Source organism: Pedobacter sp., assembly GCF_965227205.1.
Classification (GTDB): domain Bacteria; phylum Bacteroidota; class Bacteroidia; order Sphingobacteriales; family Sphingobacteriaceae; genus Pedobacter.
In genome coordinates, this window is the sequence record NZ_OZ245727.1 from 63,750 (window position 1) to 77,042 (window position 13,293).

Annotated in this window: 12 protein-coding genes; 7 read left to right on the forward strand and 5 right to left on the reverse strand. The window is 35.5% G+C overall.

The genetic code is table 11. The features are described 5' to 3' along the window. Positions 1 to 14 precede the first annotated feature (14 nt). Together ACO05K_RS00250 and ACO05K_RS00255 are read left to right on the forward strand one after the other, a co-directional pair. Positions 15 to 506 (forward strand): cytidine deaminase, encoded by a 492-nt coding sequence (locus ACO05K_RS00250; protein WP_421942467.1) that lies wholly within the window; start codon positions 15 to 17, stop codon positions 504 to 506. Between the two features lie 479 nt (positions 507 to 985). Continuing rightward, positions 986 to 3,868: a DNA gyrase/topoisomerase IV subunit A gene (locus tag ACO05K_RS00255; RefSeq protein WP_421942468.1), complete on the forward strand. Its 2,883-nt coding sequence runs from the start codon at positions 986 to 988 to the stop codon at positions 3,866 to 3,868. Between the two features lie 38 nt (positions 3,869 to 3,906). Here ACO05K_RS00255 and cdaA read toward each other — a convergent pair whose 3' ends face one another. Beyond that, positions 3,907 to 4,698, reverse strand: coding sequence for a diadenylate cyclase CdaA (gene cdaA / locus ACO05K_RS00260; RefSeq protein ID WP_421942469.1), 792 nt, complete (start codon positions 4,696 to 4,698; stop codon positions 3,907 to 3,909). A 114-nt stretch (positions 4,699 to 4,812) separates the two neighbouring features. Continuing rightward, complete coding sequence (gene folP / locus ACO05K_RS00265) at positions 4,813 to 5,667, reverse strand: dihydropteroate synthase (protein WP_421942470.1); 855 nt, start codon at positions 5,665 to 5,667, stop codon at positions 4,813 to 4,815. Between the two features lie 98 nt (positions 5,668 to 5,765). Between folP and ACO05K_RS00270 the strand changes: the two genes are divergently transcribed. From ACO05K_RS00270 to ACO05K_RS00290, 5 genes are read left to right on the forward strand one after another with little or no spacing between them, the layout of a single operon-like run. Continuing rightward, positions 5,766 to 6,311: a DUF1599 domain-containing protein gene (locus ACO05K_RS00270; RefSeq protein ID WP_421942471.1), complete on the forward strand. Its 546-nt coding sequence runs from the start codon at positions 5,766 to 5,768 to the stop codon at positions 6,309 to 6,311. Continuing rightward, entirely contained in the window at positions 6,311 to 7,462 is a 1,152-nt protein-coding gene (locus tag ACO05K_RS00275; RefSeq protein WP_421942472.1) for a BT_3928 family protein, read from the forward strand. The genes ACO05K_RS00270 and ACO05K_RS00275 overlap by 1 nt, the downstream gene beginning before the upstream one ends. A 1-nt stretch (position 7,463) precedes the next feature. Continuing rightward, on the forward strand, positions 7,464 to 8,519 hold the full coding sequence (locus ACO05K_RS00280; RefSeq protein WP_421942473.1) for an ABC transporter permease: 1,056 nt from the start codon (positions 7,464 to 7,466) through the stop codon (positions 8,517 to 8,519). A gap of 3 nt (positions 8,520 to 8,522) precedes the next feature. Then, the gene (locus ACO05K_RS00285) at positions 8,523 to 8,966 is read left to right on the forward strand and encodes a DinB family protein (RefSeq protein WP_421942474.1); all 444 of its coding nucleotides are present in this window, start codon (positions 8,523 to 8,525) and stop codon (positions 8,964 to 8,966) included. After that, entirely contained in the window at positions 8,963 to 9,466 is a 504-nt protein-coding gene (locus tag ACO05K_RS00290) for a shikimate kinase (RefSeq protein ID WP_421942475.1), read from the forward strand. Before ACO05K_RS00285 ends, ACO05K_RS00290 begins: the two co-directional genes overlap by 4 nt. On the opposite strand, the gene crtD is transcribed toward ACO05K_RS00290, so the two are convergent. From crtD to ACO05K_RS00305, 3 genes are read right to left on the reverse strand one after another with little or no spacing between them, the layout of a single operon-like run. Beyond that, entirely contained in the window at positions 9,463 to 10,929 is a 1,467-nt protein-coding gene (gene crtD / locus ACO05K_RS00295; RefSeq protein ID WP_421942476.1) for a 1-hydroxycarotenoid 3,4-desaturase CrtD, read from the reverse strand. The genes ACO05K_RS00290 and crtD overlap by 4 nt on opposite strands. Positions 10,930 to 10,939: 10 nt before the next feature. Beyond that, positions 10,940 to 12,643: a M28 family peptidase gene (locus tag ACO05K_RS00300; protein ID WP_421942477.1), complete on the reverse strand. Its 1,704-nt coding sequence runs from the start codon at positions 12,641 to 12,643 to the stop codon at positions 10,940 to 10,942. 33 nt (positions 12,644 to 12,676) lie between these two features. Then, positions 12,677 to 13,291 carry a murein L,D-transpeptidase catalytic domain-containing protein gene (locus tag ACO05K_RS00305; RefSeq protein WP_421942478.1) on the reverse strand — a complete coding sequence of 205 codons (615 nt, stop codon included), beginning with the start codon at positions 13,289 to 13,291 and terminating at the stop codon, positions 12,677 to 12,679. Positions 13,292 to 13,293 lie beyond the last annotated feature (2 nt).

Here is a 13,293-nt window from a genome sequence, read left to right on the forward strand (position 1 = left end):
GTAATTAGTTAAAAATGAAATCGATAAATCTTAATATAACTTTTGAACAATATACTGGAGTAGAGGAATTAAGTGAAAAAGACCGGGAGCTTTGTGCACTTTCTGAGCAAGCTTTGGCAACTTCATATTCGCCATATTCTAAATTTAGAGTTGGTACAGCAATACGTTTGGCAGGTGGTAAAATTGTTTTAGGTAGCAATCAGGAAAATCTGGCTTATCCATCAGGTTTGTGTGCAGAGCGTGTGGCTCTTTTTTCTATCGGTTCTGCTGATCCTGATGCGGTAATCGAAAGTATGGCGATTACAGCACAAACTGATGCTTTTGAAATTATAAAACCGGTAACTTCTTGTGGCGGCTGTTTGCAAGTAATGGCTGAATTTGAACGCAAGCAAAATTCGCCGATTGAAGTGATTTTTTATTGCTTAAACGGTGAAGTACTGAAAGTGCATAGTGTTAAAGATTTACTGCCTTTTGGTTTTGTAGAGGATAGGTTGAGTGGGAAGTAGTTGAACGTTATACGTTATAAGTTTTACGTTACAGAGTAGGGAATAGATGTTGAACGCAGTATGTTTTATGTTGCAATTTTTTTTCGCTTTATCTATCAGTTGGTGTCTCACCGACCGAAACGATCAATAGTTTACAACCAGAGCCACTGTAAATCTCAATCTGTGGTCGGTGAGACACCAACCACTAGAAAAAAGTAGCAACATCCTTCGTTAAATAAACCAGATTGCAGCGGCATCCTTTTTCATCGCAGAAATTTGAATATCATTTTAGATTCCCGATGAAAAATATAATTGAGTGCTAAAACTGACGTTGCCAGAAAAAGATATAGCAAAAAGCTGGAGCAAACTAACCGAAGAACCATCGAACTTGCTTTTCAAATTATTTATAACCTTATTTTACGTTTTATAAATGTGAATAACCTATTTAGAGGTGTGCAATCATTTTTATTATATTTACGGCTGCCAATTTCTGTAAATAAATGAGTGAAGAATTAGACCCTAAATTAAACGAAGAACATAAACATACCATAACGCCAATTAACGGTTTGTACGAAAATTGGTTTCTTGATTACGCGTCTTATGTAATTCTGGATAGGGCGGTTCCGCACATTAATGATGGTTTAAAGCCTGTACAGCGACGCATTATGCACTCGCTTAAGGAAATGGACGATGGGCGTTTTAATAAAGCGGCCAACGTAATCGGTAATACCATGAAATACCATCCGCATGGAGATGCATCTATTGGCGATGCAATGGTGCAGATTGGGCAGAAAGATTTACTTATTGATATGCAGGGCAACTGGGGAGACCCGGTAACTGGTGATAGTGCTGCGGCGCCACGTTATATTGAGGCTCGTTTATCGAAGTTTGCAAACGAGGTTGTTTTTAATCCGGATACTACAGAATGGCAGTTAAGTTATGATGGACGAAACAACGAACCGATAACTTTACCCGTAAAATTCCCTTTATTATTAGCGCAAGGTGCCGAAGGTATTGCGGTTGGTTTGGCTACCAAAGTAATGCCGCATAATTTTATTGAATTAATTGATGCATCGATTGAATCGTTAAAAGGTGTTCGCCCGAATATTTTTCCTGATTTTTTTACAGGAGGAATGGCTGATTTCTCGAATTATAACGAAGGTCAGCGAGGTGGTAAAATTCGCGTTCGGGCAAAAATTACAGAGAAAGACAAGAAAACTTTAGTAATTACCGAAGTTCCTTTTAGCACAACAACTGGTTCTGTAATCGATAGTATTTTATCTGCCAATGATAAAGGCAAGATTAAAATCAAGAAAATTGAAGATAATACAGCTGCCAACGTAGAAATTGTTGTGCAACTTGCTCCTGGTATTTCACCTGATGTTACAATTGATGCTCTTTATGCTTTTACAGCTTGTGAGGTTTCTATTTCTCCTAATACTTGTATAATTAACAACGATAAGCCACACTTTATGAGTGTGAACGATATCTTAATTGAAAATACAAAACATACAAAAAGCTTACTTAAACAAGAACTTGAAATTCGTTTACACGAATTGCAGGAGAAAATTTTCTTTAGTTCGTTGTTAAAAATATTTATTCAGGAAGGAATGTATAAAAATCCTGAATATGAAAACTCCGCAAATTTTGATACTGTTGTAGAAGTTTTACATCTATTATTCGACCCGTTTAAGCCTTCTCTTTACCGCGAAATTTTACCTGAAGATTTTAAGAAGCTGATTGATAAGCCAATGAGTAGCATCACCAGATTTGATGTGAAAAAGGCTGATGAGCAGATGAAAAATCTGGAAGATGAAATCAAAGTTGTAAAAAATCATTTGAAACATTTAACTGATTATGCGATTGCCTGGTTTCAAAAGTTAAAAGATAAATACAGTAAAGGACGAGAGCGCAAAACCGAAATTCGCTTATTTGATAGAGTAGAGGCTGCGAAAGTTGCACTTGCGAACATTAAATTATATATGAACCGTGAAGATGGCTTTATTGGTTCTGGTTTGCGTAAAGATGAGTTTGTTGCAGATTGCTCTGACATTGACGAAATTATTGTTTTCCGTGAGGATGGAAAATGTATAATTACCAAAGTGGCTGATAAAACTTTTGTTGGGAAAGGCATCATCCATGCTCAGGTTTTTAAGAAAAATGATGAAAGAACTGTGTACAACATGGTTTATAAGGATGGTTCCAGCGGAACATCTTATATAAAACGTTTTTCGGTTGTTGGCGTAACCAGAGATAAGGAATACGATTTAACAAAAGGTTCAAAAGGATCGAAAGTTTTATATTTTACAGCCAATTTAAATGGCGAAGCTGAGGTTATTAATGTCGCCTTAAAACCGCATTCAAAACTTCGTAAACTGCAATTTGATCAGGATTTTGCTGAAGTGGCCATTAAAGGTCGTGGTTCGCAAGGAAATATTATTTCAAAATATCCGGTTAAAAAAATCATACTTAAAAGTAAAGGTGTTTCAACCCTATCGGGATTAAAAATCTGGTATGATGATTTGCTGAAACGTTTAAACGTTGATGGTAGAGGTAAGTATCTTGGTGAATTTGATGGCGACGATAAAATACTTCAAATCCATAAAGATGGTTATTACGAATTAAGTTCGTTCGAATTAAGTAATCACTTTGATGACGGCTTAATTTTAATTGAAAAATTTGATGCTGAGAAAGTTTTTGCAGCCATACACTTTGATGGTAAAGCACAAAATTATTTCGTAAAACGATTTGTTTTTGAATCGCAGTCGGTTGGTAAAAAAGTGCCATTTATTAGCGAAGAGCCAAAATCGAGATTGTTGTTTTTAACAGCAAATCCGCTGGCTAAAATTATTGTGGATGTTTTAAAGGGTAAAACCCAAACTCCGGAAACTTTAGATTTATTACTGGCTGATTTAATTGATGTAAAAGGTTTAAAGGCAAACGGAAATCGTTTATCGCCGCATGATGTTCAGAAAGTTGTTTTAGACGAACCTGAACCAGAGGTTGAGGAAATGGAAGAAGAAGAACCTCAAAATAACGATGGTGGATCTGAAGCTGCTGATGATGTGGAAACTAAGGAAGAGCGTATTGTTGATGAAGATGAACAACCAAAAGAAGTTGAAGAAAAACCAGCCCCAACTTCAACAAAACCAAAATTTGAGCGTAAGGTAGAATCTGAAGTTAAAGAGGACAAGCCTGTTGTAGAAAAATCAATAGTTGAAAAACCTGTTGAAACCGTAAAACTAGAAGCTGTTAAGCCTGAAATTCCTAATGTTGAGGAAAAGCCAAAAGTAGAAGAAAAGCCTGTTAAAAAGGTAGATTTCGAAATCACCAACCCGAACGATATAGAAATTGATGATAAGGGACAATTAGGGCTGTTTTAACAGTTCTAATTGTTTTATAAATTAAGTAGCTATGCTTGTTAAAAATCTTTATTCAATAATTTTTCAAGTTCTCCAAAGGATACATTCATCCTAACTCTGCCTTGTTTAGCGTAAGATATTTCTCCTGTTTCTTCTGAGATAATTACCGCAACAGCATCAGTTGTTTCAGAAACGCCAATTCCGGCTCTGTGCCTTAAACCAAATTGCGATGGAAGCTGGTCGTTATCTGTTAAGGGCAAAATACAGCTTGCACTTTTTATCTTATTTTCAGATATAACTACCGCACCATCATGTAATGGACTATTTTTCTGGAAAATGCTTTCCAACAATCTTTTAGATATTTTTGCATCTACAACCTCACAGCTATTTGCAAAAAATTGTTCATCATAAAACTTTACAAACACAATTAATGCGCCTGTTCTGGTTTTTTTCATGGTTTTACAGGCATCAATAATTGGTTTTATCCGGGTTAAATTGTTTCGTTCAATCTCTTTTCTGCCAAATAAATAGCCCCACCAGGCTTTATTTTTTTGTAGAAATGCATTTTTACCAATTAACAAAAGGAATCTTCTTATTTCCGGATGAAAAATAACGATGAGTGCAATAATACCTACGCTCATAAATTTCTCTATAATAGCGGTAAGCAACTCCATGTGTAAGCCCTTAACTATCCAATAGAAAACGGTAATTACAAACATGCCAACCAATAAATTTACGGCAAGCGTATTGCGGATAAGCGTGTACACATAGTAAATTAACAGGGCAACAAGCACAATGTCAACTACATCTGTTGGCGATATTTTAAGGAAATCGAAATCTAAGCTTTTCATTTAGGGCAAGATAATAAATGTTGGACGTGTTTTTTGGTTAAATGTTTAGATTTAGGTTAATTATTTGAAGTTTTGTAGTTCGATTTGTCTCCAAAAAACTAAACAACCAAATAACTAAATAACTAATTTACCTACCAACTTAATGCACTCTACGGCTTCCTTAACATCATGTACCCTTAAAATTTTTGCTCCTTTTTGCAAAGCGATGGTATTTAAAACGGTTGTTCCGTTTAATGCTTGTTCTGCAGTAATACCTAAAACTTTGTGAATCATTCCTTTTCTAGAAAAGCCTGCTAAAACTGGTAGTTTAAAGATTTTAAAATCCTCCAGTTGGTTTAAAAGTTGATAATTATGCTCAATGGTTTTACCAAACCCGAAACCTGGGTCGAGGATAATATCATGTACATTTAGTGCTTTTAGTTGAGCAACTTTACTGGCAAGATAATCTATAACATCAAGTACAACATTTTCATACTGTGGATTTTGCTGCATATTTTGCGGTTTGCCCTGCATGTGCATAAAAATATATGGTACTTGTAATTTGGCAACGGTATTAAACATTTCAGCATCTAAATCTCCGGCAGAAATATCATTAATGATGTGTGCACCAGCATTAATGGTTTCATCAGCTACCTTTGCCCTAAAAGTATCAATAGAGATAATCGCCTCTGGCAAACTTTTACTTATGGCTTCAACAATTGGAATTAACCTCGAAAGTTCCTCATCGGCAGAAATATCTAAAGCACCTGGTCTTGAAGAATAGCCGCCAATGTCTATAAAACTTGCACCTTCGTTTAAAAACTGTTCTGCTTTTCTTAATGCGTCATCAATAGATGTTGTTCTGCTTTTATTATAAAAAGAATCTGGTGTAATATTCAAAATCCCCATCACCTTTGGTGTGCTTAAATCGAATATTTTACCTTTAATGTTGAGGCTTTGTTTTGGTTCAAAAAAGTTTTTTTCTGCCATATTAAACCCTTTCGGGATTTGGGTTTCGCTTTAAAAATGTATCTTTAGCTTTCGTTTTTTCGATACAAAAATACATTAAAACTAAATAAATACTGGCTTTGGCACAAACAAATACCGCTTCTGAATTTGATGAAGTAATCGCAGTCTGCAGAACTTTATTCTTAAAAAAAACAACTGATTATGGAACAGCCTGGCGAATATTAAGGTTAAGCTCAATTACCGATCAGATTTTTATTAAGGCGCAACGCATCAGAACTTTAGAAGAAAAAAAAGTTAGTAAAGTAGGCGAGGGCATAACGCCAGAATACATCGGAATTATTAATTACTGCGTTATCGCAATGATGCAATTGGATTTTAATGAAGATGATCTCTTAGAAATTCCTGTAGAGCAAGTACAGGAACTTTTCGATGCAAAAGTTAAGGAAACAAAAGATTTAATGTTTGCAAAAAACCACGATTATGGCGAAGCCTGGAGAGATATGCGCATTAGTTCTTTAACGGATTTAATTTTGCAAAAAATCTTCAGAGTTAAGCAGATTGAGGATAACGAAGGTCAAACACAGGTATCTGAAGGTGTAAATGCTAACTACCAGGATATGTTAAACTACTCAGTTTTTGCTTTAATAAAATTAGGTGTAAAATAATGAAGAACTCCCTTTTAACCATTTCCAGAATTTTTGTCGGCGTACTATTTATCTTTTCAGGATTAATTAAAGCAAACGATCCACTTGGCTTTGGTTATAAGTTACAGGAGTATTTTGAGGTCTTTCACATCGATTTTTTAAGTCCGATAGCAACTGGAATTGCCATTTTACTTTGCACTTTAGAAATTGTTTTAGGCGCTTTGCTTTTATTAGGTTTTTGGGGTAAAAAGGTATCTTGGGGTTTATTGCTTTTGATTATTTTCTTTACGCTGCTAACATTTGTTTCAGCAGCTTTTAAAGTAGTTACAAGTTGCGGCTGCTTTGGCGATGCAATTCCACTTACACCGTGGCAATCTTTTAGTAAAGATATTATTCTATTAATATTTATCGTTTACATCTTCTTTAACAGAGGCAATATTATTCCACTTGTTTCTAAAGAAAAAACACAAAGAAATATAGCCATTTTCGTTGTTTTAATATCCTTATTGTTCGGAGTTTTTACTTATAACTTTCTTCCAATTATCGATTTTCTGCCTTACAAAGTTGGTGCTCACATTCCTTCTTTAATGGTAATTCCTGAAGGAGAAAAGCCAGATGAATTTGAAATCATGTATCACCTTAAAAATAAAAAAACTAAGGCTGAAAAGGACATGAGCGACAAGGTGTATTTGAAAACTGAAATTTGGAAAGATAATAACTGGGAAATTGTTGGCGAGCCAACTAAAAGACTGGTTAAAAAAGGTTTTGAGCCAAAAATTAAAGATTTAATTATTACTGATGCATCGGGTACAGATTATACTAAAGAGTTAATTGAAAACCCTTACTACAGCTTAGTTATTGTGGCTTATAACTTGAATGATGCAAATAGCAGAGCAATAGGAAGTTTAAATGCGCTTGCGCTAAATGCCACACAGCAATACAACATCAGAAGTGTTTTGTTAACCTCAAACGCAGCTCGTGATGCAGAGGTTTTCATCAAGAAAAACAACCTTTTTTCAGAAGTTTTTTATGCTGATGCCGTTCCTTTAAAAAGTATGGTTAGGGCAAATCCGGGTATTTTATTGCTTAAAAATGGTGTTGTGGTAAACAAATGGCATTTTCACAATATGCCAAGTTTTGATGATTTGAGTAATAAATATTTCAGCAAATAAAATGTTCGCGTACACCATTAAAAAACTACTTTACGGCTTGCTGGTTATGGCAGGTGTGGTATTAGTGGTTTTTGTGTTGTTCAATATTTTACCAGGCGACCCAGCCCGAATGACAATGGGACAAAGAGCTGACGTTCAATCGTTGGAAGCGGTTAGAAAAGAGTTTGGTTTAGACCGTTCAAAGCCCGTTCAATTTGTTTTATACGTTAATGATTTATCTCCGATAAGTTTTTTGGAAAACGATAGCATCACTCAACAGAAATATCATTATCAAAAGTTGATATGTTTCGATGAAAAGGCACTTGTTATAAAATGGCCCTACTTACGAAGCTCTTATCAAACCAAAAGAGATGTAACGGATATTCTTTCTGAAACCGTTCCGAATACATTTATTCTTGCTTTGACTGCAATGATTTTTGCAACTATAATCGGTGTTTTTCTTGGCGTTTTATCAGCTGTTTACAAAGATTCATGGATTGATAAATCTGCAAATGCTTTTGCCATATTAGGCATTTCCGCACCTTCATTTTTTGCGGGGATTATCATTGCCTGGCTTTTTGGGTTTGTACTAAGCAACTACACCGGACTTAAAATGAGCGGGAGTTTGTACAGTTACGATCCGTTTAAGGGCGAAATTTTAACGCTCAGAAATTTGTGGTTACCAATGATAACTTTAGGTTTAAGGCCTTTGGCAATTATTGTTCAGCTTACCAGAAGTGCAATGCTCGATGTTTTGGCTCAGGATTATATTCGTACTGCCAGAGCTAAAGGACTTGGCAGAAACGCTATAATTTATAAACATGCGCTAAAAAATGCGATGAATCCGGTAATTACAGCAATATCGGGCTGGTTTGCTTCCTTACTTGCAGGTTCTTTCTTTGTAGAATATATTTTTGGATATAATGGTTTGGGCAGAACAACGGTAAGCGCATTAGAAATGTCAGATTTTCCGGTTGTAATGGGTTCGATATTATTTATCGCTTTTGTATTTGTGGTGATTAATATTTTGGTAGATATTTTGTACGCCTACGTTGATCCGAGAGTTAAACTTGCTTAAGATATGATTGAGGAATTTATTCGCTACACAGAACTTGCTGACGGGGAAATATTAGATGTTTTTAACTCGACGAGTAAAAATATGCCCGATGCTGAAAGGTTATTTAGTCATGTTTTAAATGCACAACACATCTGGGTTAGCCGAATGGAGGGAACTCCAATACAATATGAAATTTGGCAGGAACACGCCAAACAAGATTTTGAAAGTATCTCCAAAACAAACTTTGACCGCATTAAAGCAACCTTAGCAAAGCAAAAATTAGAAACGATAATTACCTATAAAGATTCGCGTGGTAATGAATATAAAAACAAAGTTGGTGAGATGTTTATGCAAATGCTAAATCATTCAACTTATCATCGCGGTCAAATTGTTTCCATGTTAAAAAGGGAAGGTTTTGTTCCTCCGGTAACCGATTATATCTACTTTAAACGCAAAAACCTTTTATGATAATTTTTCTTGTTGGATACATGGGCTGTGGTAAAAGTACCAAAGCAAAACAACTTGCTCACCGATTAGATTGCCCTGTAATAGATTTAGATGCAGAAATTGTAAATCAAAGCGGAAAAACCATTGCCGAATATTTCGAAGCTTATGGCGAAAGTGGATTTAGAGATTACGAAAGTGAAATGCTAAAATCTTATCCATATCCGGAAACTTGTGTCGTTGCAACAGGTGGAGGTTTACCGTGTTTTTTTGACAATATGAATTGGATGAACAATCACGGTTTAACCATTTATTTGCAAATGACACCAGCTGCTCTAGTTTCAAGATTGCATAATCGCCAGAAAAGACCGTTGATAAAAGATTTAAACGATGAGGAACTCTTTGTTTTTATAGAAGAGAAGTTAAAAGAACGTGATCCATTTTATACAAAAGCTAAGCTTGTTGTAGATGCATTTGATTTGGATGGCGAAAAACTTGAACTGGCAATTTCAGATGAGCTTTAAAATTTCTTAACATTATCATCTATAATTTTTGCTGATAATAATGCTAACGGAATACCTCCGCCTGGATGTACACTTCCTCCGCAGAAATAAAGATTTTTTAGCTTGTTGCTGAAATTAGCATGGCGTAGAAAAGCGGCAAATTGATTGTTTGAGCTATTGCCGTATAACGAGCCTTGATAAGAGCCTGTTTTACTTTCTATACTTCGTGGATCAAGAATCGTTTCGCTGATAATAGCTTTCGAAACATCTTTTTTCAGGATTCTGTTGAGTTTTTGTAAGATGTTTTGCTTTGCCTCTGCAATTAAAGTATCCCAGTTTTGTCCATCATTTGCCGGAACGTTTATCATTACAAACCAATTTTCACAGCCACTTGGCGCATCGCTCTTAATGTGTTTTGATGTAATGTTGATGTATATTGTTGGGTCGGAGCTAATGCTTTTTTCTTTCCAAATGGCATCAAATTCTGATTTGTAATTTTCTGCAAAAAGAATGTTGTGTAAACCTAATTCAGGATAACTACCTTTTATTCCCCAATAAAAAATCAGAGCAGAACTGCTTCTTTGCTGGTTTAATAATTTCTTAGGATGTGAAATGTTTTTAAGTAGATTTTTGTATGTAAACCAGATGTCTAAATTAGAAACCACAATTTCTGCGTTGTAGATTTTGTTATCTGAAACAACGCCTTCAACTTTTTCTTTGGAATAGATAATTTCACTAACCTTTTGATTGTACAGAAATTGTATGCCTAAATCTTCTGCCAGTTTTACAAGTGCTAAAACGATGCTATGCATTCCACCTTTTGGAAGATATGCGCCAAAATGGTATTCGAAATGGGGAATAATATTTAAAGTTGCAGGCGCCTGATAAGGGTTTGAGCCATTATAGGTAGCGTAGCGATTAAACAACTGACTAATACGTTTATCGCTAAAAGCACTTTGATTTGCAACATTCTGTGTTCTGAAAGCATCGATTTGCCCAAAGCGAAAAATACTTTTAACAGTATCCCAATGGAGATAGCTTTTGAATTTATGTAAACTTCGCTCTAAGAAAACTTTGTGCGTTACACTATAAATTGTTTCGCTCTTTTTAAGAAACAATTTAATTTCTGAAGCTTTAGCGTTGGTTTTTCGTTCTATTTCCAAAGCAAATTTATCTACATCTGAATAGGCATTTAACCTTAATCCGTCTTCGTAAAAATACTTGCAAATTTCATCGAGCTTTTCATATCGGAAATAATCATTAGGATTTTTACCTGCGAGCGTAAAAAGTTCGTCAACATATTGCGGCATGGTAAACAAACTCGGACCCGCATCAAACCTAAAACCATCCGCTTTAATTTCAGTCAGCTTTCCTCCAGGATATGAACTTGCTTCAAAAACCAGTGCATCGTAACCTTTTAAAGTTAGTCTTATGGCAGAAGCTATTCCTGCAATTCCGGCACCAATAATTATTGCTTTTGGCATTAATGTTAAACTATTTCAGTTCGTTTAAATAAATATTGGTTTGTTTTTCAATTTCCAGTGTTGCAACTTTAATTGCTGAACCAACTCTGGTCGTTTCTGATTTTACAGGAATCTCGTTAATCGTTGCTAAAGCTTCAATGTACCATTTGCTCCAGGTTTCGATAATGTGTTTCTCTTCTGCAACAGATTTACCTTCTACAACTGCCTTTTTACTCAAATCAAATTCCGTTTTTAAGCGAACCAAACCGTCATTTTTAACTTGCTTTACGGTTTCACTTGCTGTATTTTCATCAGCAGAAATCAAAGTGTAAGCGGCAGTTAGTCCGCTAATTCCGACGTTTTTCATTTCCGTTGCAGAAACTTTATCGATTCTGTCATTATCAGTATGGTAAAAAACATCAGTAAAATGCCACATCAATAAACCCGGAATTTTATTTTGAAGAAATGGTGTGTGGTCGCTTCCGCCTTCGAAAGGATTATAATTTACTGTCCAGTTGGCAAATTTGCCTTGTGCTTTGCAAATGTCGAATAAGAAATCATTAAAATAATGCGGGAATAAATCTTTTTCTTTCACATCTCCAGCACCCCATTCGGTATGTTTATCCTCACCTCTGGTCCATATGGCAGATGGATCTGGCATTTTTTCAATTAGAAATGAACCTCCTGTTTTCTTAGTATCTTCTCCAACCATGTCCAAACTCATGCCCCAAAGTATTCCTTTTGCACGAGTTGTATCTTCAACGATATATCTTCTTGTAGATGTAATTTCATCGCCCCATAAAAAAGTTAGCGTACGTTTTGGAGCTATTTTTTTTGATTTATAAAGTTCTGCTGTTAAGCGAGCCATTTCAGCAAGTGTACCTACACCGCTTGCATTATCATTTGCGCCAGGCTCTTGAACATGGGCGCTGAAAACGAAACGTTCATTAGGTTTTTCGCTGCCAGTAACATTTGCAACAATTGTTAATTCTTCAGACTGATAAATTTTGGTTTCGATATTTACTTTAAGCTTGGTTAAGCCTTTTAAGCAATTGGCTTTTAGTTTTTCTTTTGCTTTGTAAGATAGGAGCAAGGTCCATACTTCGCTATTTGCTTTCATGCTTCCAAACTGAATTGAGGTTTGGTGAATTTCGGGTTTTGTATAAGCTGGCATAGAATAGCCCAAAACTCCAACTGCACCGGCTTTTGCAGCAATTGCCAATAATCTCGATGGATGGGTTTCTGCAAATACTATTTTCCCTTTTAAATCTAATTTATCTATTTCTGCCGGATTTATATTGCTGATGTAAACAACATCTGCAATTACGCCTTCAGCTGGCGTTGAAATACAATTTATCGGAATCATATTTCGGTTTGTACTGAAAGTGATTAGCGGTTCAGATTCGCCAATGATGTTAATGTTGGCATTAACTGGTTCCCATGTTTTGTTTTTCATAGCCCTTTTTTCTATTCGGTAGGTTAGGGGCGACTCGTTTTCGCTTTGCTTTTGTGCTACAAATCCGGCTTTTTTGAGGATACTTTCTACTTGATTTATACTGGCGTTAAAACCTGTATTACCAGGAACCCTAAAATATTTCTCTACAAATGCAGTAGTTTCGTAAGCGTTTTTCTCATTGAAACCTTTTCGGGTAAGATTGAAATAGTTTGATGTAGTATTTTGTGCGAAACTGCTAAAACCAGTTATAATAAATGCAAAAAGAATTTTCGTTTTCATGAAATTGAATAATGGCGAAAGATACTAAGATTTTTAAGTCAATGCGGTTGCATTCAACTTCATTTTTTTAGAATAAGTGTAAATCCAAAGCAATACCGGCTTTTTCTTCTTTTTTAAAAGTTCATCAATTTTTCTCATTGTTCCATCTGATAAAACTGGACAACCTGCACTTTGTCCGAAAAGTGTTTGAGGATAAATTTCCTGATTAGGAACGGGAGTGTAAGAGTGCAAAACCACAATACGCCTAAAGGCATTGCTGTTTGTTTTTTCCAGTCCATGCATTTTATAATGAACATTAATTCCCCAATTGCTGTATGAGCGACCTTTAACTTTGTATTTTCCTAAAGAGGTACAGTTACTGCCAACAGCGTTGCTAAATACAGGCTTGATTGCGGTACTTCCGCCACCTACACCATGAGCGCAAAGGCCCTCGATGGTGATTTGTTTTTTCTTAAAATCGTAAACAAAGATTCTGTTTTTGCCCGAATGGATGCTCATGTCTACCATAATACAAAGAGCGGTATCCATGTTATTCTTCTTGCAAAAGGCAAAAGCTTCGTTGATTTTTGCTACGCTTATTTTGTTATTTGAGGTTGTTTTAAAACTGAAAATAATAAATAGGGTAATGAGGATTGTAAAACTTCTCATGC

Excerpts from the sequence above, each read along its gene's own strand:
- ACO05K_RS00255 (WP_421942468.1), top strand. The coding sequence starts at position 986 with ATGAGTGAAGAATTAGACCCTAAATTAAACGAAGAACATAAACATACC.
- cdaA (WP_421942469.1), bottom strand. The coding sequence starts at position 4,698 with ATGAAAAGCTTAGATTTCGATTTCCTTAAAATATCGCCAACAGATGTA.
- ACO05K_RS00250 (WP_421942467.1), top strand. The coding sequence starts at position 15 with ATGAAATCGATAAATCTTAATATAACTTTTGAACAATATACTGGAGTA.
- ACO05K_RS00280 (WP_421942473.1), top strand. The coding sequence starts at position 7,464 with ATGTTCGCGTACACCATTAAAAAACTACTTTACGGCTTGCTGGTTATG.
- ACO05K_RS00300 (WP_421942477.1), bottom strand. The coding sequence starts at position 12,643 with ATGAAAACGAAAATTCTTTTTGCATTTATTATAACTGGTTTTAGCAGT.
- ACO05K_RS00275 (WP_421942472.1), top strand. The coding sequence starts at position 6,311 with ATGAAGAACTCCCTTTTAACCATTTCCAGAATTTTTGTCGGCGTACTA.
- folP (WP_421942470.1), bottom strand. The coding sequence starts at position 5,667 with ATGGCAGAAAAAAACTTTTTTGAACCAAAACAAAGCCTCAACATTAAA.
- ACO05K_RS00305 (WP_421942478.1), bottom strand. The coding sequence starts at position 13,291 with ATGAGAAGTTTTACAATCCTCATTACCCTATTTATTATTTTCAGTTTT.
- crtD (WP_421942476.1), bottom strand. The coding sequence starts at position 10,929 with ATGCCAAAAGCAATAATTATTGGTGCCGGAATTGCAGGAATAGCTTCT.
- ACO05K_RS00285 (WP_421942474.1), top strand. The coding sequence starts at position 8,523 with ATGATTGAGGAATTTATTCGCTACACAGAACTTGCTGACGGGGAAATA.
- ACO05K_RS00290 (WP_421942475.1), top strand. The coding sequence starts at position 8,963 with ATGATAATTTTTCTTGTTGGATACATGGGCTGTGGTAAAAGTACCAAA.